Annotated in this window: 28 protein-coding genes and 1 pseudogene; 21 read left to right on the top strand and 8 right to left on the bottom strand. The window is 64.2% G+C overall.

Features of this window, described 5'->3' with window-relative positions:
* The first annotated feature begins 54 nt into the window (after nt 1–54).
* The 9 genes from EOHIBHHM_RS08955 (at nt 55) to EOHIBHHM_RS08915 (ending at nt 5,491) form a co-directional block, all read left to right on the top strand.
* Entirely contained in the window at nt 55–513 is a 459-nt protein-coding gene (locus EOHIBHHM_RS08955; RefSeq protein WP_497256639.1) for a DUF4212 domain-containing protein, read from the top strand.
* The gene (locus tag EOHIBHHM_RS08950; protein WP_497256637.1) at nt 510–2,192 is read left to right on the top strand and encodes a sodium:solute symporter family transporter; all 1,683 of its coding nucleotides are present in this window, start codon (nt 510–512) and stop codon (nt 2,190–2,192) included. The genes EOHIBHHM_RS08955 and EOHIBHHM_RS08950 overlap by 4 nt, the downstream gene beginning before the upstream one ends.
* A gap of 2 nt (nt 2,193–2,194) precedes the next feature.
* Nucleotides 2,195–2,653 carry a universal stress protein gene (locus tag EOHIBHHM_RS08945; RefSeq protein WP_497256635.1) on the top strand — a complete coding sequence of 153 codons (459 nt, stop codon included), beginning with the start codon at nt 2,195–2,197 and terminating at the stop codon, nt 2,651–2,653.
* A 1-nt stretch (nt 2,654) separates the two neighbouring features.
* Entirely contained in the window at nt 2,655–2,903 is a 249-nt protein-coding gene (locus tag EOHIBHHM_RS08940) for a DUF8119 family protein (protein ID WP_497256633.1), read from the top strand.
* A 68-nt stretch (nt 2,904–2,971) separates the two neighbouring features.
* Nucleotides 2,972–3,346, top strand: coding sequence for a rhodanese-like domain-containing protein (locus tag EOHIBHHM_RS08935; RefSeq protein ID WP_497256631.1), 375 nt, complete (start codon nt 2,972–2,974; stop codon nt 3,344–3,346).
* A gap of 235 nt (nt 3,347–3,581) precedes the next feature.
* Nucleotides 3,582–4,058, top strand: coding sequence for a DoxX family protein (locus tag EOHIBHHM_RS08930; protein ID WP_497256629.1), 477 nt, complete (start codon nt 3,582–3,584; stop codon nt 4,056–4,058).
* 91 nt (nt 4,059–4,149) lie between these two features.
* Entirely contained in the window at nt 4,150–4,659 is a 510-nt protein-coding gene (locus tag EOHIBHHM_RS08925) for a metal-dependent hydrolase (RefSeq protein WP_497256627.1), read from the top strand.
* 2 nt (nt 4,660–4,661) lie between these two features.
* Nucleotides 4,662–5,222 (top strand): hypothetical protein, encoded by a 561-nt coding sequence (locus tag EOHIBHHM_RS08920; RefSeq protein ID WP_497256626.1) that lies wholly within the window; start codon nt 4,662–4,664, stop codon nt 5,220–5,222.
* A 62-nt stretch (nt 5,223–5,284) separates the two neighbouring features.
* Nucleotides 5,285–5,491, top strand: coding sequence for a hypothetical protein (locus tag EOHIBHHM_RS08915; protein WP_497256624.1), 207 nt, complete (start codon nt 5,285–5,287; stop codon nt 5,489–5,491).
* Between the two features lie 58 nt (nt 5,492–5,549).
* Here the strand turns inward: EOHIBHHM_RS08915 and EOHIBHHM_RS08910 are convergent, their stop codons facing one another.
* Nucleotides 5,550–6,362: a DUF7847 domain-containing protein gene (locus tag EOHIBHHM_RS08910; RefSeq protein ID WP_497256622.1), complete on the bottom strand. Its 813-nt coding sequence runs from the start codon at nt 6,360–6,362 to the stop codon at nt 5,550–5,552.
* Between the two features lie 286 nt (nt 6,363–6,648).
* Here EOHIBHHM_RS08910 and EOHIBHHM_RS08905 point away from each other — a divergent pair, with 286 nt between their 5' ends.
* Both EOHIBHHM_RS08905 and EOHIBHHM_RS08900 read left to right on the top strand, forming a co-directional pair.
* On the top strand, nt 6,649–8,226 hold the full coding sequence (locus tag EOHIBHHM_RS08905) for an ABC transporter substrate-binding protein (protein WP_497256620.1): 1,578 nt from the start codon (nt 6,649–6,651) through the stop codon (nt 8,224–8,226).
* The gene (locus EOHIBHHM_RS08900) at nt 8,219–9,529 is read left to right on the top strand and encodes an APC family permease (RefSeq protein WP_497256618.1); all 1,311 of its coding nucleotides are present in this window, start codon (nt 8,219–8,221) and stop codon (nt 9,527–9,529) included. The genes EOHIBHHM_RS08905 and EOHIBHHM_RS08900 overlap by 8 nt, the downstream gene beginning before the upstream one ends.
* Nucleotides 9,530–9,599: 70 nt before the next feature.
* Here EOHIBHHM_RS08900 and EOHIBHHM_RS08895 read toward each other — a convergent pair whose 3' ends face one another.
* Entirely contained in the window at nt 9,600–9,980 is a 381-nt protein-coding gene (locus EOHIBHHM_RS08895) for a hypothetical protein (RefSeq protein ID WP_497256616.1), read from the bottom strand.
* Between the two features lie 152 nt (nt 9,981–10,132).
* Between EOHIBHHM_RS08895 and EOHIBHHM_RS08890 the strand changes: the two genes are divergently transcribed.
* Complete coding sequence (locus tag EOHIBHHM_RS08890; RefSeq protein ID WP_497256614.1) at nt 10,133–10,408, top strand: hypothetical protein; 276 nt, start codon at nt 10,133–10,135, stop codon at nt 10,406–10,408.
* A gap of 69 nt (nt 10,409–10,477) precedes the next feature.
* Here EOHIBHHM_RS08890 and EOHIBHHM_RS08885 read toward each other — a convergent pair whose 3' ends face one another.
* The gene (locus EOHIBHHM_RS08885; protein WP_497256612.1) at nt 10,478–10,627 is read right to left on the bottom strand and encodes a hypothetical protein; all 150 of its coding nucleotides are present in this window, start codon (nt 10,625–10,627) and stop codon (nt 10,478–10,480) included.
* 205 nt (nt 10,628–10,832) lie between these two features.
* On the opposite strand from EOHIBHHM_RS08885, the gene EOHIBHHM_RS08880 reads away from it, so the two are divergent.
* Nucleotides 10,833–11,711, top strand: a complete 879-nt coding sequence (locus EOHIBHHM_RS08880; protein WP_497256611.1) for a universal stress protein — start codon at nt 10,833–10,835, stop codon at nt 11,709–11,711.
* A gap of 172 nt (nt 11,712–11,883) precedes the next feature.
* Nucleotides 11,884–12,312 carry a hypothetical protein gene (locus tag EOHIBHHM_RS08875; protein WP_497256610.1) on the top strand — a complete coding sequence of 143 codons (429 nt, stop codon included), beginning with the start codon at nt 11,884–11,886 and terminating at the stop codon, nt 12,310–12,312.
* Between the two features lie 49 nt (nt 12,313–12,361).
* Here EOHIBHHM_RS08875 and EOHIBHHM_RS08870 read toward each other — a convergent pair whose 3' ends face one another.
* The gene (locus tag EOHIBHHM_RS08870; protein WP_497256609.1) at nt 12,362–12,994 is read right to left on the bottom strand and encodes an RNA 2'-phosphotransferase; all 633 of its coding nucleotides are present in this window, start codon (nt 12,992–12,994) and stop codon (nt 12,362–12,364) included.
* 204 nt (nt 12,995–13,198) lie between these two features.
* Here EOHIBHHM_RS08870 and EOHIBHHM_RS08865 point away from each other — a divergent pair, with 204 nt between their 5' ends.
* From EOHIBHHM_RS08865 to EOHIBHHM_RS08840, 6 genes are all read left to right on the top strand, one after another.
* Complete coding sequence (locus EOHIBHHM_RS08865) at nt 13,199–14,518, top strand: metallophosphoesterase (RefSeq protein ID WP_497256607.1); 1,320 nt, start codon at nt 13,199–13,201, stop codon at nt 14,516–14,518.
* Between the two features lie 98 nt (nt 14,519–14,616).
* Nucleotides 14,617–15,900, top strand: a complete 1,284-nt coding sequence (locus tag EOHIBHHM_RS08860) for a TIGR00341 family protein (RefSeq protein ID WP_497256606.1) — start codon at nt 14,617–14,619, stop codon at nt 15,898–15,900.
* 151 nt (nt 15,901–16,051) lie between these two features.
* Entirely contained in the window at nt 16,052–16,669 is a 618-nt protein-coding gene (locus EOHIBHHM_RS08855; protein ID WP_497256604.1) for an HdeD family acid-resistance protein, read from the top strand.
* Between the two features lie 39 nt (nt 16,670–16,708).
* Nucleotides 16,709–17,314: a hypothetical protein gene (locus EOHIBHHM_RS08850; protein ID WP_497256602.1), complete on the top strand. Its 606-nt coding sequence runs from the start codon at nt 16,709–16,711 to the stop codon at nt 17,312–17,314.
* Nucleotides 17,311–17,979, top strand: a complete 669-nt coding sequence (locus EOHIBHHM_RS08845) for a DUF2238 domain-containing protein (protein WP_497256600.1) — start codon at nt 17,311–17,313, stop codon at nt 17,977–17,979. Before EOHIBHHM_RS08850 ends, EOHIBHHM_RS08845 begins: the two co-directional genes overlap by 4 nt.
* A complete protein-coding gene (locus EOHIBHHM_RS08840) occupies nt 17,976–18,542 on the top strand; it encodes a DUF308 domain-containing protein (RefSeq protein WP_497256598.1) in 567 nt (188 codons plus the stop codon). Before EOHIBHHM_RS08845 ends, EOHIBHHM_RS08840 begins: the two co-directional genes overlap by 4 nt.
* Before the next feature lie 48 nt (nt 18,543–18,590).
* Here EOHIBHHM_RS08840 and EOHIBHHM_RS08835 read toward each other — a convergent pair.
* From EOHIBHHM_RS08835 to EOHIBHHM_RS08825, 3 genes and pseudogenes are all read right to left on the bottom strand, one after another.
* Nucleotides 18,591–19,887, bottom strand: a pseudogene (locus EOHIBHHM_RS08835) (RNA-guided endonuclease InsQ/TnpB family protein).
* A 152-nt stretch (nt 19,888–20,039) separates the two neighbouring features.
* A complete protein-coding gene (locus tag EOHIBHHM_RS08830; protein ID WP_497256596.1) occupies nt 20,040–21,110 on the bottom strand; it encodes a Gfo/Idh/MocA family protein in 1,071 nt (356 codons plus the stop codon).
* Nucleotides 21,111–21,422: 312 nt separating this feature from the next.
* A complete protein-coding gene (locus EOHIBHHM_RS08825; RefSeq protein ID WP_497256594.1) occupies nt 21,423–21,953 on the bottom strand; it encodes an SHOCT domain-containing protein in 531 nt (176 codons plus the stop codon).
* A gap of 70 nt (nt 21,954–22,023) precedes the next feature.
* On the opposite strand from EOHIBHHM_RS08825, the gene EOHIBHHM_RS08820 reads away from it, so the two are divergent.
* Nucleotides 22,024–22,269 (top strand): hypothetical protein, encoded by a 246-nt coding sequence (locus tag EOHIBHHM_RS08820; RefSeq protein ID WP_497256592.1) that lies wholly within the window; start codon nt 22,024–22,026, stop codon nt 22,267–22,269.
* Between the two features lie 64 nt (nt 22,270–22,333).
* On the opposite strand, the gene EOHIBHHM_RS08815 is transcribed toward EOHIBHHM_RS08820, so the two are convergent.
* Nucleotides 22,334–23,392 (bottom strand): halocyanin domain-containing protein, encoded by a 1,059-nt coding sequence (locus tag EOHIBHHM_RS08815; protein WP_497256591.1) that lies wholly within the window; start codon nt 23,390–23,392, stop codon nt 22,334–22,336.
* Nucleotides 23,393–23,400 lie beyond the last annotated feature (8 nt).

Raw genomic sequence — 23,400 nt, 5'->3', positions numbered from 1 at the left:
ACACAACCGTTTTTCGATAGGACACACAGACGACAACACACGACAACCGAAACTATGACAGACAGACACAGGCACGATTCCGAGGAGCAGCCGTCGGTCGAGACCGACGGTGGCACGCTCACGCAGGCCGCACAGGCACATCGAAACACGAACTATCTCGACGAGGAGGTGAACCTCCTCAAACCGAGCACGGCGTTCATGCGGGACCACCTCAAGATGGTCTGGATCAGTTTCGTCATCTGGGCGCTCATCGTCTTCGGCCCGGTGACGGCGACGTTCCTGGCCCCCGACGTGATGACGACGACGATGCCGGTCATCGGCTTCCCGCTGCACTACTTCCTCGTCGCCTTCGGCGCACCGACCGGGGCGCTCATCCTGGCGGCCGTCTACGCCCGCCAGCGGGACAAACTCGACAAGAAGTATGGAATCGACCACAGCGTCGTCGACACGGACGAGCCCGAGAGCGGTGAGCCGAGCGAGGCGACGGCCACCGACGGAGGCGTCGACGGATGACGGTTCCGCTCCAGGCCGAAGCGCTCGACATCTCGTTCAAGCTCGTGCCGGCGATCATCGTCTTCTTGATGATGGCGTCGTTCCTCGTCATCGGCTACATCTTCAAGGTGGCCGACGCCGAGGGGATGTGGGTCGCCGGCCGCGGCATCGGTAACATCGAGAACGGGATGGCTATCGGTGCCAACTGGATGTCGGCCGCATCCTACCTCGGGTTGGCGGGACTGGTCGCCCTCTCGGGCTTCTACGGGCTCGCGTTCATCGTCGGCTGGACCACCGGCTACTTCGTGCTGCTGATCTTCCTGGCCGCGCAGATGCGCCGGTTCGGGAAGTACACGGCGCCGGACTTCGTCGCCGACCGGTTCAACTCGCCGACCGCCCGCGCACTGGCGGCGTTCACGACTCTGCTCATCGCGTACGTCTACTCAGTCGGCCAGGCCCGCGGGATGGGACTGGTCGGGCAGTACGTCTTCGGACTCGACATCATCCCAATGATCGTCGTGATGATGACGCTCACCGTCGGCTACCTCACGCTCTCTGGGATGCTGGGGGCGACGAAGAACATGGCCGTGCAGTACGTCATCCTCATCGTCGCGTTCCTCGCGGGCGTGTACGTCGTCGGCTTTACGCAGGGCTACTCGACGATCCTCCCGCAGATCGAGTACGGGATGCTCATCAACGACCTGAGCCGAGAGTTCTCGGCGCCGTTCGTGAACAACACCTACTACGTCTGGATCGCGACGGCGTTCTCGCTCATCGTCGGCACCTGTGGGCTGCCGCACGTGCTCGTGCGGTTCTACACGGTCAAGAGCGAACGGACGGCCCGCTGGTCGACCGTCTGGGGGCTGTTCTTCATCCTGCTTCTCTACTGGGGCGCACCCGCGATGGCGGCGTTCGGGGTCGACCTCTTCGCGCAGGTGAACAACCTCTCGCCGGAGGCCGTCTTCAGCGGCGAGCAGGCGATGTCCGGCGCAGAGGGTGACGTCATCGTCGTCCTCGCCGCACAGTTCGCCGACCTCCCGCGCTGGTTCGTCGGGCTCGTCGCAGCCGGCGGGATGGCAGCGGCGATCGCGACGACCGCCGGGCTGTTCATCACGGCCTCGTCGGCCGTCGCACACGACATCTACTCGGAGCTCATCAACCCCGACGCGACGCAGCGACAGCAGGTGCTCATCGGTCGTGCGACCATCGTCGCCATCGGCGCGCTGGTCACCGTGACCGCGTTCAACCCGCCGGCGCTCATCGGCGAGCTCGTCGCCTACGCGTTCTCGCTCGCGGGCACCGTGCTGTTCCCGATGTTCTTCCTCGGACTGTGGTGGGAGAACACCAACCGCCAGGGCGCGCTGGCCGGGATGACCGTCGGCCTCCTGCTGTGGATCACGTCGATCGTCAACAGCGTGCTCCCGGCCTACGTCGGCTTCCTCGCCGACATCGCCGGTGGCTCCGGACAAGCGCTCATCCCGATCTACGCACAGTACGTGCCGCCGATCGGCGCTGCGCTGGTCGGAACGCCGCTGGTCTTCCTCGTCACCATCGCCGTCTCGTTGGTGACGCCGGAACCGCCGCTGGAGACCAAACGGATGGTTCGACAGTGTCACAGCCCCGAACCGATGGGCCAGCAACAGACTGCCGAAGACATCGTCGCCAACAGCGATAGTGGCGGAACGCCCGCGGACGACTAACAATGTACGAACACATCCTCATCCCGACCGACGGAAGCAACACGGCGAACGTCGCCGTCGACCACGCTGTCGACCTCGCTTCGAAGTACGGCGCGCAACTGCACGCGCTGTACGTCGTCGACATCGACGCCGTGAGCTTCGGACTCGGAACCGAACAGGTCGACCGGATCACCCAGGGCAACTTCGGTGAAATGACCGAACTGCAGGAGAAAGCCGAGAGAGCCACCGGAGCCGTCGCCACAGCGGCCGCCGAGCACGGCATCGACGTTCACGAAGACGTACGCGTCGGAACACCGCACGACGTCATCGCCGACTACGCCGAGGACAACGACATCGACGTCATCGTGATGGGTAGTCACGGCCGGTCGGGCGTCCGGCGGGCGCTCCTCGGGAGCGTCACCGAACGCGTGCTCCGGTCGACGCACATCCCGGTGCTCGTCGTCGACGAGCGGAGGGACTGAGATGACCGACGCCGACTCGAGCGACGGCGGGGTCGTCGCGACCGTCCGCAACCACGTCAGCGAACATCGCGGCGGGATGGTCGTCGACCTCGTGTTCGCGCTTACGTGGGTGACGGTCGTCACCGTCCTGTTCCAGGTCGTCCAGGGACCGAACTGGGCCTACCAGCTGTGTCTCGCGTCCGGCGTCGTCGCTTACTACGGCTTCTTCACGTCGCTGTCGCTCGCCAAAGACCGACAGTCGGCACGGTAGGGGCGACCCGTCGCAACCGCTACCGTCGAAACGCCGCAGTTTTGTTCTTTCGGTACAATATTAATTCGATGAGCAGTATCCGTCCGGACGAGCTAGCCGACCGTCTCGCCGCCGAGACGGGAGATCGACCCGTCGTCCTCGACATCCGCCCGGAGTCGGCGTTCCGAGCGGGGTCCATCGAGGGCAGTCGCAACGTCCCCGTGTACGACGCGTTGCGACGGGGCGACGAGTCCGCACTCCGCGACCGACTCGCGGAGATTCCGAGCGACAGAGACGTGGTCGTCGTCTGCAAGATGGGTATCGTCGCCAACCGAGCGACTGCCCTCCTCTCTGAGGAGGGGTACGACGCGGTGACGCTCCGCGGCGGCATGAGCGGGTGGCGCGGCTACCGGAACGACTCGGTGAGATACAAACTCCGCTCGCTCCTCTGGAAACTTCGGTAGCGACGCCACTGGGGCTCGCCGCCCTGGCGTCGCCCGCGTCTCGACGACGTCTACGGTCTCGCCCGAACCGCGACGGGATATCGAGCGTGACGATACTTGCGCACTTCCTCCATCTATATGTATCTCTTGACCTTACCCACATTTGTATGGAAAGAAATGCGGAGAGAACGGACAGTCGTCTTCGCCGTCCACCAGTCACGGTAACCGAATCGACGGGTCGGGTGAGGTGATTCCCGTGTCACGTCCCTTGTCGACCGCGCCGGGCGCACGGTTGGCACCGGTTCTCGTCCGCCTCGCGCTGGCGATCCCGATGGTCGTCTCCGGCGTCGGGAAGGTCTTCGGCGTCGGCCCGAAGGCGATGGGAGTTTCCGGGTTCGCGGGGTTTCTGGCGAGTCTCGGCATCCCGCTTTCGACCGTCGTCGCGTGGGGCGTCGGACTCCTCGAACTCGTCGGTGGCGTGCTGTTGCTCGTCGGGTTGTTCGTCCGGGTGACCGGGGCGTTGCTCGCGGTGAACATGCTCGTCGCGACCGTCCTCGTCCACCTCCCCAGCGGCTACCCCGCGTCGGACGGTGGCGTCGAACTGACGCTCACGCTGTGTCTGCTTGGGTTGTCGCTCGTCGCGAGCGGCCCCGGTGCGCTCTCGCTCGAACGGACGTTCTTCGGCGACGAACTGCTCGCATCGACCGGACGCGAGTCGACGCGGGCCAACTGACCGATTCGAGGCCCGTCGTCTCGGTCTCGGCGTCGCAGTCGACGACGACCGGCCACATTGTATTTGAAAGGTCCGGCGCGTACTGGACGGTGTGCAGTCCCCTGGCCACATCGGCATGGCACTCCTGTTCGCCGTCCCTGCGTGGTTCGTCTTCTCCGAGGCGAAGGCGAGCCTGGCGTTCACCGCGCTGACAGCGTCGATGGGAATGTTCCCGGACGGCGACCTGGTGTTGATGCAGTACTTCTTCGTCGAACACCACGGACTGACGCATAGCTTCGTGTTCATCGTCCCGGCAGCGTTGCTGCTCGGTGCGGTCGTCACGGGGGGCTATCTCCTCGTCCGCGACGACACGCACACGTCGACGGCCGCCATCTACGCGTTCGCGACGATAGCGCTGTTCACGGGGATGACGGCCCACGTGGTCGCGGATCTGGTGACGACGCCCGACATCGCGCCACCGCTCAAACCGCTGTACCCACTCGTCACCGACCGGGTGATTCTCGACGTGGCGTTCGTCAAGTCGAAGCTGTGGAACCTCGGGACGCTCGCGCTCGGCATCGTCGCACAGGGTAGCCTCGCACTCAGAGCGTATCTTCGGTGATCATGAACAGACGAACGTTCCTCACGACGGCAGCGCTCGCGACGACCGGACTGGCCGGTTGTAGCGCGACCTCGACCGACAGCGGCGACAACAAACCTGGCGGCCAGCCGACGAAGACCACCTCGGCGAAGCAGTCCGGCGGACGGCAACTCGCGTTCGGCGAGACGTTCGACCTCCCGCAGGTTCGACTCACGGTCGAGGCTCCGCGTGCGACGAACCGCTACACGTACAGCGAAGACGGTGAAGAGCAGACTGCCGAGGCGGGAGAGGGGAAACAGTGGGTCGTCGTCCCGACTCGTGCGGAGAACACGACCGACGGACCCATCCGACTGCCGCTGACGTTGAACCTCAAAGGAGTCGTCCGCGAACGCGTCTTCCACCCCGGACGGAACAAGAGCGTCTCCGCGAAGTACATCGGCGGGAAGGTCGACGCCGGCGGGTCCCGCGAGGGCGACGTGATGTTTCTCACCCCAGCGGACGTCTCCGTCGACGAGTTCCGTGTCCACTACAAGGAGAAGCGGTCGAGCGGGTCACACGAGGCCTGGTGGCAACCGTCCGAGTGAGCGACGAGCGGCGACACTCCGACAGCCACCACGACTATCCGCACCGGCGGCCAACTTCTACTGTGCCCGACTTTGGAAACCCTGCCGGCTTCGACATCGCGACGGTGTTGACCGGTTCGGGACTTACCTTACTCATCTCTGCGGGTATCGCCCGGTACGGTCACCGTTTCGAGTACAGTTCGGGAGAGCTGTACGCGGTCGGCGGCGGACTCCTGATCGTCCTCGGTGTCGTGTTCGGCCTCCTGCTCGTCGTCACCGGCAACCGGTGAGACCCGTCGCTCGGAGACGAAGAAGCACTCGTCGAGAAGACCGGCGCGTCGGCGGCGACTACACGCCGGGCGTCGGGTCCGCTCGCGTCGGTTGCCCGCTAATTTCGCGGTAGAATGCGACCGAGAAGACCCCCAGGACGCTCCCGAACAGCGCGGTGCCGAGCACCGAGAGGACGACGTAGGCGACGGCGTTCACGGCCGAGAGCGACGGCGTCGCACCCATCGTCGGTGTCGGAAGGAGCACCGTCGAGGCGACACCGAACAGGAGTCCGAGCGCACCGCCAGCGACGACGGCGACGACGAAGTAGCCGACCGAACTGAGGAGGTTCCGACGGACGAGGCCGGCGCTCTGTCTGAGACTCGCGATCGCACCCGCGTTGTTCAACACGACCTCCTGCCCGTAGAACTGGATGAAGAAGGCGAACACGAGGTACGTGAGCCCCACGAAGAGCACGACGCCACCGGCGACGAGGAGGCCGCTTCCGCTCCCGGCCGCACCGACCGAGAGGACGCCAGCGAGGACGGCGGCGACGACGACGAAACCGAAGACGGCGTTCACGCCCAACACGAGGAGGTACGCCCCGAGCAACGAGACGTAGTACGTCTTCCCGGCGTCGAGGAACGTCCCGACCGTCGTGCGACCGTCGAGCGCCTCGTCGGCCATCCCGATCATCCCCGCCTGGACGAACGGGATCCCGAACGTGTAGAGGAAGAGAAACACGGCGGAGACCGCCAGCGAGAGGATCGGATCGAGCTGTTGAACGAGTAGCTGCGGTGCCTGTACGAGACCGAACAACCCGAAGAGGACGACGAGTATCGGGTTCCGTGCCAGCGCGGACGGCACGGTGCGGAGGGCTTCGATGACTGCCATTTCGGTTAGGTCGTTGACCTGTTGGTGGGATAAGTGTCGGGGGAAGAGCGTAGCACAGAGTATGTGATCTCCTCGACACACGAGCTGTCTCGCTCTCTCCGGTACGAACCTGACGGCAGAGACCCGAGCGTCGAGTCGAGTCGGCGTTCGGTAGTTCGCCGAAACGCCTCGATCGAGATCTGGATGGGTAGCCATAACGGTGATGCCTCTGTCAGCCGAAGAGACGGACCGTGACTTCGTATCGAGACATCGAGTCGAGAGTACGAACGAGGGTTCGAGCCGACAGATGAGCGAGTCCAGTACCGACCTGTCGAGGCGGCGATTTCTGGGGGGTCTCGGTACTGCGGCAGCCGTGTCAGTCGCCGGCTGTTCGGCGGAGGCCGAGACGCCACCGGGTGATCACCTTCGGCTCGGGACGCTCTATCCGCCGATCACGTTGGACCCCGTCGAGGCCCAGTACGTCGGGTCGAAACAAGTCATCAGACGGATCTTCGAGAGCCTCTACGTCTACGACGCCGAGGGCAACTTCCGCCCGCAGCTCGCAGCCGGGATGCCGACGGTCGAAGACGAGTCGACGGTCCGCGTCGAACTCCGTAGAGAGCCGACGTTCCAGAACGGGAACGCTGTCACCGCAGAGGACGTGAAGTACTCGTTCGAAGCGCCGGTAAGAGAGGAGACGCCACAGCAGTGGCAGGTCGACATGATCGAGTCCGTCGAAGCCGTTGACGACCGGAGCGTACGGTTCACACTCGAACACGCCTACCCAGCGTTCAGACACAGCCTGACGCTTCCGATCGTGCCGAAAGACGCCCGCGAGGCGAACAAAGAGAAGTTCGCGCGCGAACCCGTCGGCTCTGGTCCTTTCGAGATACGGAAGTTCAGCGAGGAGAAGAAGGCACAGACCGTCCGGTGGGACGACTACTGGGGATCGCAGTCGCCAGCAGTCGCGTCGTTCACGAGCGCCTACGTCGAATCGCCGATCGTGCGGCTGACGAGTCTGAAGACGAACCGGAACGACCTCGTCACGCCCGTGTCGCCGCTGTTGTGGGACCGAACGAAGCAGACGGACGGCGTCTCGCTGGCCACACGTGAAGGGTACACCTCCTACTACATCGGGTTCAACCTGAACGACGGGCCGACGACCGAGCGGACCGTCCGCGAGGCGATCAGCTACTGTCTCGACGTCGACGGGGTCGTCTCGGACTTCGTCGGACAGGCCGGAGAGCGACAGTACAGTATCCTCCCGACAGAGATGGCGAAACGGTGGGAGATGCCGCTCGAAGAGTGGCGTTCGATCCCCAACCGGAAGAACACGGAGCGCGCGAAGCGACTGTTTCGAGAGGCCGACGCCGCGAGCGGTCAACTCCGGATACTCACGTCGAAAGACCCTCAGTGGAAGGAGATCGCCGAAGCGCTCGCGGGGGGACTCCGCAACGCCGGCCACGGGGCGCTCGTCGAGGCGGTCAGTTGGAAGAAGTACCTCGAGAAGCGCCTGACGGGATCGGCGAAGGACTACTCCGTCTTCGTCGGAGGTGTGACCGGTACTCCCGATCCAGATTCGTTCGTCTATCCGGTTTTCCACGAGAACAACCAGGGGACGACCAACGGGATCTTCTACGACGAGGAGAACGTCATGGATCAGATTCTGACTGCAAGACAGACGACGGACGAGTCGAAGCGACAGCGCCTGTATCGGTCCGCGCTGACCACGTTACTCGAAGAACGGGTGTACCTCCCGGTGTGTTCGTTCCGGAATAGTTTCGGCGTCGACGAGACGGTTCGGAACTTCCGAGTGCACCCGAGAGCCGAGTTCAACCCACAGGTCACAACCGAGAGCGGCGGGGTCACGATCGACGATGAGTGAGAAGTTCGGTCTCCTGACGGCGGTCGCACTCGGTGTCGGCGGTATCGTCGGCGGGGGCATCTACGCAGCGATCGGAATTGTCGTCGCCGCCGCCGGCACCTTGACCTGGTTCGCCTACTCGCTGGCGACGGTCGTCGTCCTCGCCTGTGCGTACTCGTACGCGAAGGTCAACGAGATAACGGAGACGAAGGGCGGGTCAGTCACGTTCATCGAGGAACTGAGCGGTCGATCGACGGTCGCGGCTGTCATCGGTTGGACGCTCGTCGTCGGTTACATCGGAACGATGGCCATGTACGCCTACGCGTTCGGGGTGTTCGGTCGGATGCTCGTCGGAGCCGAGTACCTCTGGGGGATTCCAATCCGGCCGTTCCTCTCGATCGGCATCGTCGCCGTGTTCGTGGGAGTCAACCTGCTTGGGGCAGGTGAGACGGCCGCGATCGAGCGGTATCTCGTGTTCGTCCAGGTCGGTATCATCGCCGTGTTCGGGTTAGTCGGTCTCTGGTACGGGTTCGAACAGCAAACTCTCCAATTGGGGCTCTCGGAGTTCGGACTCAACCCGATCATCGCGGCCTCGGTCGGCTTCGTCTCGTTCGAGGGATGGCAGCTACTCTTCTACAGTCAGGACCAGTTCGACGATCCCAAAGAGACGATCGCGAAAGGGGTGTACGTCTCGATCCCGATCGCGGCGTTCGTCTACATCCTCGTCGGCTTCGTCATCACGAGTCTCCTCCCCGAGGAGGTCGTGGCGGCGCAACCGGAGGCGGCGTTGATCTTCGGGTCGCTCCAGATCGGCGAGTGGATGGCGATCGCGATCGCGATCGCCGCACTGATCTCGACGGCGAGTGCGATCAACTCGACGTTGTTCAACGAGGCCATCTTCGCGAAGAACCTGATCGCAGACGATATCCTCCCCCAAAAGATGGGCGACCCCGACGAGTCGGGGTCGCCGAACCGGACCGTACTCGTGATCGGCGCGTTGACCGCCGCCTTCTCTGCGCTCGGTAGTCTGGAGTCGGTCGTAGAGTTTGCGTCGCTCATGTTCATCGTCGTCTTCGGCGCGGTCAGTGGACTCGCCCTCGTGAACCGCGACGAGGCGGATGCGTCTCTCATCCCGCCGCTCGTCGGCCTCGTCGGGTCGTTCTCCTTCTTTGCGATGCTCCTCTGGTATCTGTACTCGCAGCTCCCTCACGTGTTCACTCTGGTCGTCGTGATCGCCATCGTCGTCTTCGGGATCGAGGCGCTCTACTTCGAGCGCCAGTCGATCGAGGAAGCCGTCGGAGACATCGAGGAACAGTTCGGGTGAGAATCGTCGCGACGAAGCCACCGGGGGAGTCCTTCGTGGGGCAACGAGGGAGGAACCGAGACGACCGCGCTCAGGCGAGCACTACCGTCACGACCAACCCGACGAAGCTCCAGAGCGCGACGCCGAACAGGAGGAAGACGACCGAACGCGAGCGGATCGACGGGACGACGCCCTCCTCGCTGCGCCCGGGCGTGAAGTCGCCGCGACCGAGCTCCGAGAGATCGCCGCCGCCCTCGCCGCTGACGTTCCCTTCGGCGGTGATCCCCGGCCCGGAGTCGCTCGCACCGGCGAGGATACCGCCGACGAAGAGCGTCCCGATGAGGAGCGGTAACAGCACGTACCGGACCGGGAACGCCGCAAGCGAACTCGCGCCGACCGCGGTCGCGACGACGACGGCGGCGACGACGCCGCCGTAGACCGAGAGTTCACGCTTGACGTACGATGGGACCATACCCGGTTTCTTTCACGGTGATATATCAGTATTCCGTCTACCGAGCGACCGCTGACGAGCGTCTTCGTTCGACGACGCTCGAGACTGGTCGCCGTCGACAGAGTCGAGCAGCCGCACACAACGACTATGTTGTCACACGTTAACATTCAACTATGTTCCACCCGGAAGGCGGGTCGCTCACCGACCCCGAGCCGAGACGACGGACGGTTCCGGCGCGAGAACACTACATCTGCGGGAGCGTCGCGTTGGTCGTCGTCGGACTGTTCGCGTTCGCCACCTACTCGCTTCTGGTCGGCGTCGCGATGAACTTCGGCGTGCTGGCGACGACGATGTTGGTGTTCGCTCTCGCGATCAGTTGGTTCCTGCTCTGGGAACTGTTCGTCGTCGCGTGGGAGTGGCGAGCGGGACGGTTCTCGCTCAGAGAGTGAGACTCGGACGTTCGTCGGCACTGAGCGGGGTCGAGCGGGACCGAGCGGTGACGAAACGTGCCGAGTGCGTCACTCGAGGTGCGTCTCGAACCCCTCGGTCTCCTCCAACAACGACGCGACCTTTCGGACGTGGAACTTCGTGGTCTCGGACTCCGCCCGCAGAAACGCTTGACGGAGATGGTATTCGATCTGACGGTGGGCCGCAGGTGGGTCGGCCATGATCAGTGTTCACTTCGACGCGTCGCCGGAACCTGAACGCGTCGCCAAACTGATTAGGTCAGCGTCGTCGGCCGTCGTTCCGACGAGAGAGTGTCGCGCGCCGACGGGAGCTCGAGCGGTCGGCGACACCCGAGAGGCAGCGGCGTGTCGACGCCGGAGCCAGCCGAGGCCCCCTTTTTTGTATCGACGGAGCGACTAGTGAGACGTGTTCACCGACCTCCTCTTTCCCACCGACGGCAGCGACGGAACGGCGCGTGCGCTCGACCACGCCATCGACGTCGCGGCGAGACACGACGCGACGCTTCACGTCCTCAACGTGGCGGACACGACTCGCGACAGCGTGACGAACGTCCGCGGCGACGTCGTCGACGCGCTCGAGGAGTCGGGGACAGGGGTCGTCGACGAGGCCGCCGAACGAGCGACCGACCGCGGCGTCGAGACGGTCACGACCGTCGAACAGGGCGAACCGTATCAGACCATCGTCGACTACGCGACGGCACAGAAGGTCGACCTCGTCGTCATGCCGACGCAGGGTCGCAGCGGACTCAGTCGCCTGTTGCTCGGCAGCACCACGGAGCGCGTGGTCAGACACTCGGACGTTCCCGTCCTCACCATCGGACCGGACGCCGACCCGACGTACCCGTATCACGACCTGTTGGTTCCGACCGACGGCAGCGACTGTGCGACCGCCGCGCTGACGTTGGGAGCCGACCTCGCAGCCCTCGACGACGCGACACTCCACCTGCTGTCCGTCGTCGCCGTCACCAGCCTCGGCGTCGACGTCCGGGCGGACATCCAGATCGACGCCTTCGAGGAGAGCGCCCACGACGCCGTCGACGAGGCGGCGACGGTGGCGACCGACGCGGGCGTCGACTCGGTCACGAAGTCCGTCGAGATCGACACGTCGATCCACCGGGCGATCCTCTCGTACGTCGAGGAACACGACATCGACGTCATCGTCGTCGGCACACACGGGCGGACCGGGTTCGACCGATACATGCTGGGGAGCGTCACCGAGAAACTCGTTCGCACCGCCCCGGTGCCGGTGTTGACAGTCCGCGACGAACCCGACGACGAGGAGTGAGCGTTCGAGACGAGGACGCTATCGTCGAGTGTCGCGCCGTCTGACGGGCGGTCGTCCCGTCGCCTGCGGTTCCCCATCTCGGCGCCGAGACTCCTTGCAAGCGAAAGCCACAGCCCTATCTCCGTGGCGGGTCGCAGTCACGAGTAGGACTCCTTTCGGACTCTCCGCAACTATGACAGACAGTTCTGACAACAGACGGCTCGAACGTATCGAACAGGGACTGGAAGTGCTCTTCGCCTCGGAGGTCGCTAGAGAGGTGTTCCGCGCGGTCGACTTCGAGGCGCTCTTGGCCGACGAACCGGCGGTCGACGCCGTCGACGTCGACCGGCTCGCGGAGGCGGTCGGGCGACCGCTCGGACGTGCGATCGCCCAGTACGTCGTCGACGGCGACGGGACGATCGGCGTCGCCAAACGGGCGCTCGGGAGCGAGATCGGCAGTCGGATCGCCGCCGAGACGTTCCGCGCCGCGACGGAGAACGTCGACGTCGAGGCGGTCGTCGAGACGCTGGTCGAGTTGGACGAGGAGTCGCCGGGCCCGGAACTCCAGGGAGCCATCGACGACTACGTCGAACACAGCAGCGAACAGCCGACCGAATCCTGATCGAACAGCCGGGGTGACGACCGCCGAGCGGGCAACCGCGTCGCTCGACTCACCCGGAGCGGGACTCGACCGAGAGGAACTCCGGCGGAACGCGGTCGACGGTGTAGGTGTCGGTCCCTCGCTCGTCGACGTCGAATCCCTCGGCGACCATCGCGGCCGCGTCGACGGCGAGGACGATCGGATCGTCGTCGTGCCGTCTCCCCACGGTACGCGCTTCTTCCCGCGTTGTCGAGAGATGGACCTGCTGTCGGCCCATCGGCCGGAGTCCCGACTCCCGGATCGACTCGAGGTTTCGGCGCGCCGTCCCGTGGTACAGCTGCGAGGGGACCGCCGACTCGGTCGGGTCGAGCGTCACGTCGATCGAGTGACCGTAGGCCGCTCGGATGCGACCCGACCGCCGTTCGAACCGCTCCTTCGGGTCGGTGGCGACGACGGCGTCGACGTGCTCGCGCTCGGCCCACGGATACTTCCTCGTGACGGCGTCGACGAGCGCGTCGTACTCGACCCAGCCGTGGTCGTCGGGCGAGAGACCGGCGTCGTCGGGGAAGTGACGGAGCGCACCGCTGGCGAACTTCGAGAGGCGGACGCGCCGGTCGTCGTCGAGGACGTCCGCGCCCGTAGCGTCGCACTGCGGGCACGTCTCGGCGGCGAAGTAGCCGTGGTCGTCACAGACCCTGATCACACCGACGGGAAGTGGCGGGAGCGACTACTGTCTTGTGGGCCGTCTCTCTGCTGGGGATCGATGCCCGCACTGGGGCGAACCGATCGACGACCTCGAGCACAGCGAAGAGCGAGATGTAGCGTGAGTCGAGTTCACGTGCTTCCGTCGGCGTCCACCGAGTGACGACAGAGAGATGTTACTGTGTGACGATATCTCTCGTCGACGATGGCCACTCAGTACTACTTCATCAGCGACCTCCATATCGGAGGTGATGACCATCTCTGCCAGTGTGACTTCGAGGACGAACTGATCGAGTTTCTAGCTCGACTGGAACGGGAGGATGGCGATACGGAACTGATTGTCCCGGGAGACATCTTCGGACTGTGGGAACTGACCGAGGTCGACGGTCCGGAGAAACTCGCCTATCTGACCGAGCAGTTTCCGGCCCTCTTCGAGCAGTTCCACACGACCGGCGCGCGGATCCACATCACGTTCATCCCGGGCAACCACGACTACGAACTCGCCTGCTACCCCGAGTTCGTCGACTTTCTCGCCGACTACAACGTCGACCTACACCAAGAGCTCCACCTCGAACGAGCGGTCGGTGACGACACGATCTGGATCGAGCACGGGATGCAGCACGATTCGAACAATCGGATGCCCAGCTTCGGAGATCCGCACGCGAACCCGCTGGGGTACTTCGTGAACCGCCACGTCACGAGCACGGCAGGCCGACTCTCCGGACGGGGTCGATACAGTTGGCTCAAAGACATCCAGTCTGTCGCTCCGATGGAAGAGATCCCGCGCTGGATCTTTTCGAAGTACTTCTACCGCGAGATGAGTCCACTCCTCAGATACGCCATCGTCCCGTTCCTTCTCTTATTCAACTTCAGTATCCTCTACACGCTCGTGTTGGTGGCAAGGCAGTTAGGAATCTTCCAGCTTCCGGTGTTAGACGACATCCTGTTCCGATTCGGAATCATCGGGGACGTGGTCGGAACGGTCATCACCGTCAACGTGGTCATCATCGTCCTTCTCGCGATCATCTCCATCCCGCTGTATCTCTTCGCCCGAGACGGCCGTCGGGTAGCCGAACGGTTCGGGTTGTTGCAGGAGGTCGGACGGAGAGAGGCAGTCGTTCCGTACCTGAACGCGGCGACCGAAGTCTTCGCCACCGTTCCATCCGTGACTGTGTTCGTCTACGGTCACACGCACCGCGTCTCGCTGACGGAGTTAGACGGACGCTACGTAGTGAACACCGGGACGTGGCTGAAGCAACTGTCCCGTGTCGAACCGCCGTTCACGCTTCTTCCGCCGGTGTACCGCCCGTCGTATCGACTGAGCTACTTTCGGGTCTTCGCAGAGGACGGCCACACGATCATCGAGTACGACGAAGTCTCGAAGGAAGCCACTCCCGAACTCACGCTCTTAGAACGTCTCTTCACTGCCCGTCGGAAGCCTCGAGAGGAGATCCCGAGACGAACCGTCGTCGACCGCCCCGCCTCGTCGGGGTCCACCGCCGACCCGGAGTCGAAGGCGGACTAACGCTTCTGTGCCGCTTTGCCGTGTCAGCTACTGACTCCCCTGACTGTCCGGAGAAAGTCGAATCCTCGTTATCTATTCCGACAGCGAACTAGAACGACATGCGACTCGTACAGGTGCTCATACCGAACGGGAGCCGAGAGCCAGTACTCGCCGCACTCGACGGCGAGGGGATCGACTACGCAGTCTGGGAGGAGACGGGACGTGGCGATTTCGAGGCGTTAGTCTCGTTCCCCGTGCCGCCGGGTGGCGTCGAACCGATCTTAGGGAAACTGTACGAATCCGGGATCAGAGACGATGCGTACACGATCGTCATGGCAACCGAGACCGTCGTCTCGAGTCGCATCGACGAGCTCAAGGAGCGCTACTCGGACGCACGAATCTCTCGAGAGGAACTGCTCGCACGCGCCGAAGACCTCGCGCCGCGCAACTCGACCTTCTTCGCGTTCATCGTCCTCAGTACCGTCATCGCAGCGGCCGGGTTACTCCTCGACTCCGCCGCCACGATCATCGGTGCGATGGTCATCGCGCCGCTGATGGGACCGGCCATCTCGGCCAGTGTCGGGACGGTCCTCGACGAACGGCCACTCGCCAGGCGTGGTGTCGTCCTTCAGGTGACGGGGTTACTCGCAGCGATCGCTGTCGGTGCCGCCGTCGGATGGTTGTTGAAGGAGTCCGTCCTTCTCCCACCTGGACTCGACATCCGGGAGATCAGTCAGGTGGCCGAACGGATCTCGCCGAACTTCCTGTCGCTGTTTCTGGCGTTAGGCTCCGGAGTCGCCGGGGCGATCAGTCTGATTCGGAACACTGGGTCGACGCTGGTCGGCGTCGCGATCGCCGTCGCTCTCGTCCCGCCGGCAGCGACGTCGGGGCTCGGCATCGCGTGGGGGCTGCCGCTCGTCGCCATCCCGGCAGCGGTTCTCGTCTTGGTGAACCTCCTCGCGATCAACCTCTCGGCGTTGGTGATGTTCTGGCTGTCCGGCTACCGACCGTTCGACACCTCACAGACCGGCAAGGCCCGCGAGTCGGTCATCTCCCGGGTCGGTACCATCGCGGTGGGAATCGCTGCCCTCTCGATCGTCCTGATTGCCGTCACACTCGTTTCGTTCCAGACTGGCGTATTCGAGCAGCAGGTGTCCTCCGAGACCGAGCTCCTGGTCGGCGAGGTCGATGGAGAGATCACGTTCGTCTCCGCGTCGACCGACTACGACGGCGTCTCGATGCTACTGGGAGAGCCCGCAACCGTGGATGTACTGGTCAGTCGCTCGAACAGCGCGGCGACACCCCCCGATCTCGCGACGCAGATAGACGACCACCTCACCGCTGCGACCGGTCGCGACGTCGTCGTCCGAGTCGGGGTCATCGAGGCCCAACAGTCCAGTTGAGTCGATATCTCTCGTCGTTCCACACGACCTTCCCCGCCATATCACCCACCTAACCGCAGATAATCTGTAGGTTCGTACAATTGTTAGTCGAAGACATCCGACGATTTGCTAGAAATGGCTTAATCCCGAATGTGACGATACTGTAGCTGTGATGGCTTCGACTACAAACTATCCGGACTCGGCCACTGAGATCGGGTTCACCAACACCCTTCGGGACAACTGGCGGCCGCTACTGTACGCTGGACTGCTACTCGCCGCCGCTGGATTGATCGCGGCCCTCGCACCGTTCCTCACCGGGATCTCGATCACGATGCTCGTCGGAGTACTGCTCGTTGTCGGCGGGTTGTTCCACTTCGTCGGTGCGTTCAAAGGGAGGGGGTGGACGGGATTCGTCTGGCAGCTGTTACTCGGTGTGATCGGCGTCGCCGCCGGTGCGATCGTTCTCCTGAATCCGGTGTTCGGGCTGCTCACGTTGACGCTCGCCGTCATCGGATATCTCGTCGCCTCCGGCGTCGTCGAGATCGTGATGGGGCTTCGCCTCCGCGGGGAGAAGAACTGGCTCTGGAGCGTCGCGAGTGGGGTCCTCGGTGTCGCTCTCGGGGCGATGCTGTGGGCCGGGTTCCCGAGTACCGCGATCTGGGCGGTCGGGGTCCTGTTCGGGATCAACCTCCTGTTTACGGGGACGTCGATGGTCGCGCTCGCACTCGGCGGCCGTAGCCTCTCCGAGACGGAAGACGGTAGCCAAGTCACCGGAGTCGGCGGTGTCTGAACGGCCCACCGTTCGGATCGACACTGCTCGGAGGAGTCGATGACCACGACCGAGACGAACGCGTGGTTCGTGACCGACTCTCGTCTCAACGCGACCGTCGCGTGGGCGCTCGTCGCCGTCGTCGCTGCGACCGCCGTTGCGGCGTTCTTCCGAGCCAACGTCGTCGACGTCGCACTCGCGCTCACCGTCGTCGTCGTGGCCACCGTCCCCGCGGTCGTGAGCGGGTCGTGGACGCGGACGATGCCGTGGCCGATGGTGTTCGTCGCCTCGATTCCGCTGCTCGTTCGGGTGACCGACCCGACGTTCCTCTTCGAGGTCGTCGTCGGTCTCTCGGTCGCGACGCTCGCGATGCTCGTCGTCACCGCACTCCAGTTGGTGACGCCGATCCGGATGACACCAAACTTCGCGGTGGGGATGGTCGTGATGGCGACGTTGGGGCTCGTCGGGTTCTGGGCCGTCGGTTCCGCGCTGTCGAGCCGCTATCTGGGAACGGCGTTCTTCGAGACGAACCAGGCACTCATGTACGCCTTCGCTGCGGCAGCGACTGCGGGTGTCCTCGCGGGACTCTCCTTCCAATGGTACTTCACCAGATATCTCGCGACCGACCACGTGAGACAGTCGCCCGACGAGCGGGAGGCCGTATGAGACTCGACCGACGTCTTCACGTGTCGAAACGGCGAAAGCTCCGCTTCGTTCACGGACTGCAAGCGGTCATCGTCCTCATCTTCGGGCTCGGTCTCTGGTTCGGGAACGTGGGCGTCGTAGTCAACGCCGGTGTCGGACTGATTGCGACGTTCGTTCCGACGTATCTCGAACGGAACCACCGAATCGTGATGGACGCCGGCCTCGTACTGTGGATCACGGCTGCGATGTTCTTCCACGCGTTGGGAACACTGCCACTCCCTGGACTGGAGTTTCTCAGCCCGTACCAGGCGGTCTGGTGGTGGGACCATCTCACCCACACGTTCTCGGCGTCGCTGGTCGCCGGTATCGCTTACGCGACGCTTCGGGCGGTCGAGGTCCACTCCGACGAGATCACGCTCTCGCCGGCGTTCAGATTCGCGTGTCTCCTCCTGTTCACCATGGCGTTCGGGGTCGTCTGGGAGCTTCTGGAGTTCGCAATCGGCGAAGCGGCCCGACTGTTTGGTACCGCAGGAGTGCTCACTCAGTACGGGCTGGACGACACAGTGCTCGACCTGATGTACGACACCGTTGGCGGACTGCTGGTGGCGATATTCGGAACGGTCCACCTTACGGGTCTCTCTGATCAACTGGCCGCCCGGCTGGATGCGAGGTCGACGAAGCGATGAGTACGCTCACCGACGACCGACCGTCGACGTCGTCGGCCCCGGACGACCAGTCGAACGATGAAGTCGAGGCGACAGTCGGTGTCGTCGCTATCGCCGTCGGCGTCGTCGCCGTTGCGATGCCGCTTCTCGTCGGAGCGCTCGTAAGCGTTTGGCTCGGGTTGCTCCTCGTCGTCCTCGGAGTCGTCCGTCTGGAGGCGCTGAAGTCGCGCTCGTCGGTCGACGTCCACCTCCTCGCTTCCGAAGCACTTCGTGCGACGGGGTACGTGACAGTCGGAATCGTACTCGTCGTCTTCCCACTGGAACCGACTCGGCTCTCGTATCTGCTGGCGATTCCGCTGCTACTCGACGCGGTCGGTCGGCTCGTCGGTGCCGTCCGCGGGACAGTAGACACGCGTTCGGTACTCCTCGGCGTCGGCCTCGTCGGTCTCGTCGCCCTGCTCGTCGTCCCGTGGCCCGGTACTGCCGCCTGGGTGCTCGGTCTCCTGTTCGGCCTCGGATTGATCCTCGTCGGAGTGTCGGCGATCAGCCGACTCTGGTGGCGGTCTTCGGGCGCGAGAGGGTGAGAGGACGGCGGTGCGAGCAAGCGACGTCGACCACCGCGTGTGCAGATGTCAGTAACCCACGAGTGAACTCGTGGGCTTATCAGTGGACTCCCCTTCTACCTCTGTAATGGAGGAGGCGGTGTAATCGCCATTCGGGGTCAGCGTCCCTGACGTCAGCGCACACTGACAAGGTGCGCCTCCACTCGAAGACGTCTGCCCCGAGTGGAGTTTCTTCAACAGCTTACGAGCGATGTTCTTGCTCGCGTTGTAATCCGCGTTCAGTTCGTACTCGCACTTTTGACACACGAACTGGTGCTTCGACCGCCGATTCGACTCGTGGGTAAACCCACACGACGAACACCGACGAGACGTGTACGCAGGACTCACTTGCTCAACCTCGATGCCGAACATCTCGGCTTTGTATTCGACGTACTGGTAGAGGCGTCGGAATGCCCACGCATGGAATCGCTTTGCACCAGCCATCCGCTTACGAATATCGGTCAGATTCTCGAACGCCATATGTGTGCATCCGTGGTCGCGGGCTTCTTCGAGCATCTGGTTTGAAGCGCGGTGTAGTTCGTCCTGCATCCAGCGGTGTTCGCGATCATCCATCGACTGAATCGACAAGTGTGCCGACCGCGTGCCCGTCTGTTGCATCGACCCGCGAGTCTTCTCAAACTCTCGGCGTCGATGGTTCATCTCGTCGGCATTCCCGATGAACACGCCCGTCGAAGTTACAGCGAGCGAGCCGTCCACGTTCAGGTCAACACCAAGGACTGTTCTGTGCTTGGCGTCGGAAGAATCAGTGGTGGACTGTTCATCGCTTTCAGTTCGGCGCATCCGTGTGTGGAGGTAGAACGACTCTGTGGAGCGGTCGTACTGCAACGTAGACATACGGAACTCGTAGTCCTCGTTCAACAGGTACTCACCAATCGGTGTTCCCTCTGGCTCGGTGGGAATTATGTAGTCACACTCGACGCGACCGTTTACTGTCGAGAGCGAAACATGGTCACGGTGGAATGTCGCAGAGCGTTTGTCGTAGACGACGCTCCATGCATCGAAGTGCGGTTGACTCGTGTTGTCGCCCTTCTTGAGACGAGCGACACCGCTTTTCGTGGCCTCGATTGCACGTCGAATCCCTTTCTGGACGAGGTTCGCGGTCAACTTCGTCTCGTTGCGGAGTTGCTCGTAGAGGGCGTTCTCGGCTCTCTGTTTCGAGGTCACGCAGTAGTCGTTCGGATGTCTCCACGCCCACTCTGCGGTTGTGTTCGCACAGTGGAGAAACTTGGTTTTTGGTCTGATGAAGGTCGTCGCACCGCTCGTTAGGCACGTCGAGTTTGACTTTAACGGTGCGAATCACCTCCATCGATAATTCACATATTAGACTAGTTATTTATAATAATTCGGATTGGGAGTGGGGGAGTCGGTCTGCTATCGTCGTGGTTGGGGAGCGTATGGTCGGATTCCTCCCACCCGTAAACGGGTGGGCTTCCTCCTTGCATTCATGTGAAAGAACCGCTACTTCAGTCTCACGTCGTCGGGGTCGACGGCGACGAACGACCCGTCGTCGCGGGCGGACTCGTAGGCCGCCTCGGTGACGGCGGTCACGCGGAGGCCGTCGAGGGCGGTCGCGGCCGGTTCCGCGCCCGTCCGGATCGCTTCGAGGAACGCGTCGACCTTCGTCTCCCGGCCCTTGCGCGTGAGTCGCGGCCGGTACTCGCCGCTCTCCTCGTCGATCTCGGCGTACTCGCTCGGTTCCCAGTCCTTGCTGTCGAGCGTGACGGCTCCTTTCTCGTCCCACATGCGGACGTGTTCACGCATGCAGGGCGTCTCGCCGGAGAGCGAGAACGACGCGGTCGCCCCGTTGGTGAAGCGGATGGTGACGTTCGCGCGGCCGTCGACGCGTTGCTCGTCGTCGACGAAGTGCATACTCGCCGAGACCGCCTCGGGAGTCAACTGCGTGCTCCACAGCACGCCGTCGAGCAGGTGGCTCCCGGTGTCGTAGAGATAGCCGCCGCCGGAGAGATCGGGGTTCTGCCGCCAGGCGCCGTCGAACCGGTCGACCCAGTCCTGACAGACTTCGGCGGTGATCCAGCGCGGGTCGCGGTCGTCCTCGGCCCACAGCTCTCGCGCCTCGACGAACGCCGGGTAGAAGTGTCGCTGGTAGCCGACCATCAACACCTCGTCGCGCTCGCGGTCGCGGTCGACGAGATCACGCGCGTCGTCGAGGTCCGTCGTGAGCGGCTTGTCACAGAGGACGTGGAGGTCGTGCTCGAACGCCGTGAGGATCTGGTCGTAGTGGAGGGTGTGCGGCGTCCCGATGAGGACGGCGTCGAGCGTCTCGGCGTCGAGCATCGTCTCGTAGTCGGTGTACTGCGACGCCGTCTCGACGCCGAGTTCGTCGCCCGCCTCCTCGAGCACCTCCTCGTCGATGTCGACGACGGCGACGACGGTGGCGTCGTCGTGTTCGACGAACTCGCCGCCGACGGTCGTCCCGATGAAGCCACCGCCGACGACGCCGACCCGGAGGGGGTCGACCGCGTTCGTCTCGTCGGTCGTCTCTTCGTGGTCTACCGCAGTGTCGGCCATACCGATGCCGACTCTCGGGCGGTCGAAAAGCGCTGTGCTTCTGTGTAGGAGTTGCCGACGCGGACTGGAGCACTCGAGGCGAGCGTTTCGGAAGACCTGGCGTAGACGGCGACGCCACGGGACGACAGTGGGTGGGAGCGTCAGTGGGAGTGTCAGCGGGGGCGTCGGCAGCGTCCACGCCGGGGTGACGCCGGCCTCGACGACCGGGTCGACGGGCCGAGGGGTCCCCACACCGACACACCGGGGGAGCGAAGGTGAGCGTATTGGTACGAGAGACGAAAACGCCCCGGAACACGACGCTCGACCGATCACTCACCGCGAGCGCTCCTCTTCGAGCGTCGCTCGCCGCTCGCGGTCGGCACGCGCCTCGTCGAGCGAGTCGGTGGCGACGAGCCGGTCGACTTTTCGCTCGAACGCCGCTTCGGTGAGTTCGCCTTCGACGTAGCGCCGCTGGAGGTCGTCGAGCGCCCGCTCGGCCCGTTCCTCGTCAGACGGCTGGGGTGGCGCGAGGAAGTCGGCGAAGACGACCGAGTCGAGCGGCGAGTAGTTCCGTTCGACGCGGTCGACGAGTGCGTGGGCGCGCTGGCTCCGCGGGACGGAGAGTCGACGGAGGACGGCGACGGTCAGTCCGACGCCCGACAGCGTCGCGACGGTGAGCAGGACTGCGAGTGCGACGAAGAAGGGGAGCGCGAGTTCGACGAGCGGACCGACGACCGGCCCGCCGCTCGCGAGCGCGGCGTAGACGACGACACCCAGATAGCCGACGAGCGCCGTGAGCAGACCGACGGAGAGGAGCAGTCCGACCAGCGAGGTGACGAGGAGGTGGCGTTTGACCCAACCCATGACGGGAGCTAACGCGTCCGAGGGGGGTATATCTCACGCCGAGCGGGTACTGCACCGACCCGAACCTACAATGCAGTCTGACGGATATATGGGGACGATGCGGAACAGTCGGACCCCACTCAGCGCGAGTGCCGAGGAGGCGCTCGACCTGCTCCGCCCCGAGATCAAAGCTACCAGCGCAGGGCTGTCGCAGTCGGCCGCAGAGTCGCTGCTCGAGAGCGACGAGTTCACCGGCGACGACGCCGCGGCGGTCCTCACCGAACTGCTGCAGAAAGGCTATCTCTACGAGGTGGACGGACTCCTTCGGTTGCCGTGAACCGCTGTCCGCGGCGAGCGTTTCGTCGACAGCAGTGAGGAGAGAGCCCCGAACGGCGACGCGGTCAGAGGTCGGGACGGGGTCCCCGTCGCTTCGCCTTCTCGCGCGTCCCGAACCCGAACAGTGCAACGAGACCGCCGACGAGTCCGACTCCGCCGCCGAGCGTGAGCGTGGTCGCCAGTCCGTCGTCCTCGTCGGCAGACTGCGGATCGCCGACGACGACCGCTCCCTTCATCCCCATCGCCCGGTGCGGAACGCAGGCGTACTTCCGGACGCCTGTCGACTCGAGCGTCTGTTCGAACGTGTGACCCGCTGCACCGGTCAGTTCGCTCTCGAAGCTCCCGTCCTTGGCGACGACGTTGTGCGACCCTCCTTCACCGGACCACTTCCAGACGACGGTCGTCCCGGGATCGACGTGGACGGCCGGCGGGTCGAACGCGACACTTCCGTGGTTTCCATCCGCACCGACGGTGATCGTCACTTCGGTCTCGCCGGTCCTGTCTACGGTCCGCTCGTAGTTGCCGACGTCGTCGAACCAGCCGTCGTAGTCGGGACCACCGGCTGCACTCTCTCCCGCGGCGTTCTCGCCCTCTCCGACGCCAACGTCGACGTCGACGTCGCCGACGACGACCGCCCCCTTCATCCCCATCGACTTGTGGGGGACGCAGGCGTACTTCAAGACACCCGTCGACTCGACGGTGTGCTCGAACGTGTGGCCGGCTTCGCCGGTCATCTCGCTCTCGAAGCCACCGTCTTCGGCGACGACGTTGTGCGTCCCGCCCTTCCCCGACCACTCCCAGACGACAGTCGTTCCAGGATCGACGCGGACGGCGGCCGGGCCGAACCCGAAGTTGCCACCGTTGGCCGACGTGCCGACGGTGATCGTCACCTCTGCGTTACCGGTCTCGTCGACGACTCCCTCGTAGTTGTCGACGTTTCCGAACCACCCCGCGAGGTCCGACTCACCGGACGACTGTGCCGCGGTACCTCCCGCCGACCCGAGTGCGAGACAGGCCGTCGTCGCACTCACAGCACCCCGTAACACCGTCCGCCGCGTCACGTCCGGTTCACGTACCGCTGACGTCGCATCGCGTTCGCGTATCGTGGCTGAGATGGATGACATAGGTTGCG

The organism is Halogranum roseipondis (assembly GCF_059695585.1).
Note: the sequence above shows the minus strand (reverse complement) of the source record. Positions and strands in the feature narration are given on the sequence as shown.

Bases quoted from the DNA above. Each gene is read 5' to 3' on its own strand.
- EOHIBHHM_RS08945 (WP_497256635.1), top strand. From the start codon at position 2,195: ATGTACGAACACATCCTCATCCCGACCGACGGAAGCAACACGGCGAAC.
- EOHIBHHM_RS08840 (WP_497256598.1), top strand. From the start codon at position 17,976: ATGAGTACGCTCACCGACGACCGACCGTCGACGTCGTCGGCCCCGGAC.
- EOHIBHHM_RS08815 (WP_497256591.1), bottom strand. From the start codon at position 23,392: ATGTCATCCATCTCAGCCACGATACGCGAACGCGATGCGACGTCAGCG.
- EOHIBHHM_RS08940 (WP_497256633.1), top strand. From the start codon at position 2,655: ATGACCGACGCCGACTCGAGCGACGGCGGGGTCGTCGCGACCGTCCGC.
- EOHIBHHM_RS08890 (WP_497256614.1), top strand. From the start codon at position 10,133: ATGTTCCACCCGGAAGGCGGGTCGCTCACCGACCCCGAGCCGAGACGA.
- EOHIBHHM_RS08845 (WP_497256600.1), top strand. From the start codon at position 17,311: ATGAGACTCGACCGACGTCTTCACGTGTCGAAACGGCGAAAGCTCCGC.
- EOHIBHHM_RS08955 (WP_497256639.1), top strand. From the start codon at position 55: ATGACAGACAGACACAGGCACGATTCCGAGGAGCAGCCGTCGGTCGAG.
- EOHIBHHM_RS08865 (WP_497256607.1), top strand. From the start codon at position 13,199: ATGGCCACTCAGTACTACTTCATCAGCGACCTCCATATCGGAGGTGAT.
- EOHIBHHM_RS08830 (WP_497256596.1), bottom strand. From the start codon at position 21,110: ATGGCCGACACTGCGGTAGACCACGAAGAGACGACCGACGAGACGAAC.
- EOHIBHHM_RS08885 (WP_497256612.1), bottom strand. From the start codon at position 10,627: ATGGCCGACCCACCTGCGGCCCACCGTCAGATCGAATACCATCTCCGT.
- EOHIBHHM_RS08820 (WP_497256592.1), top strand. From the start codon at position 22,024: ATGCAGTCTGACGGATATATGGGGACGATGCGGAACAGTCGGACCCCA.
- EOHIBHHM_RS08875 (WP_497256610.1), top strand. From the start codon at position 11,884: ATGACAGACAGTTCTGACAACAGACGGCTCGAACGTATCGAACAGGGA.
- EOHIBHHM_RS08935 (WP_497256631.1), top strand. From the start codon at position 2,972: ATGAGCAGTATCCGTCCGGACGAGCTAGCCGACCGTCTCGCCGCCGAG.
- EOHIBHHM_RS08860 (WP_497256606.1), top strand. From the start codon at position 14,617: ATGCGACTCGTACAGGTGCTCATACCGAACGGGAGCCGAGAGCCAGTA.
- EOHIBHHM_RS08910 (WP_497256622.1), bottom strand. From the start codon at position 6,362: ATGGCAGTCATCGAAGCCCTCCGCACCGTGCCGTCCGCGCTGGCACGG.
- EOHIBHHM_RS08905 (WP_497256620.1), top strand. From the start codon at position 6,649: ATGAGCGAGTCCAGTACCGACCTGTCGAGGCGGCGATTTCTGGGGGGT.
- EOHIBHHM_RS08895 (WP_497256616.1), bottom strand. From the start codon at position 9,980: ATGGTCCCATCGTACGTCAAGCGTGAACTCTCGGTCTACGGCGGCGTC.
- EOHIBHHM_RS08920 (WP_497256626.1), top strand. From the start codon at position 4,662: ATGAACAGACGAACGTTCCTCACGACGGCAGCGCTCGCGACGACCGGA.
- EOHIBHHM_RS08825 (WP_497256594.1), bottom strand. From the start codon at position 21,953: ATGGGTTGGGTCAAACGCCACCTCCTCGTCACCTCGCTGGTCGGACTG.
- EOHIBHHM_RS08900 (WP_497256618.1), top strand. From the start codon at position 8,219: ATGAGTGAGAAGTTCGGTCTCCTGACGGCGGTCGCACTCGGTGTCGGC.
- EOHIBHHM_RS08855 (WP_497256604.1), top strand. From the start codon at position 16,052: ATGGCTTCGACTACAAACTATCCGGACTCGGCCACTGAGATCGGGTTC.
- EOHIBHHM_RS08950 (WP_497256637.1), top strand. From the start codon at position 510: ATGACGGTTCCGCTCCAGGCCGAAGCGCTCGACATCTCGTTCAAGCTC.
- EOHIBHHM_RS08850 (WP_497256602.1), top strand. From the start codon at position 16,709: ATGACCACGACCGAGACGAACGCGTGGTTCGTGACCGACTCTCGTCTC.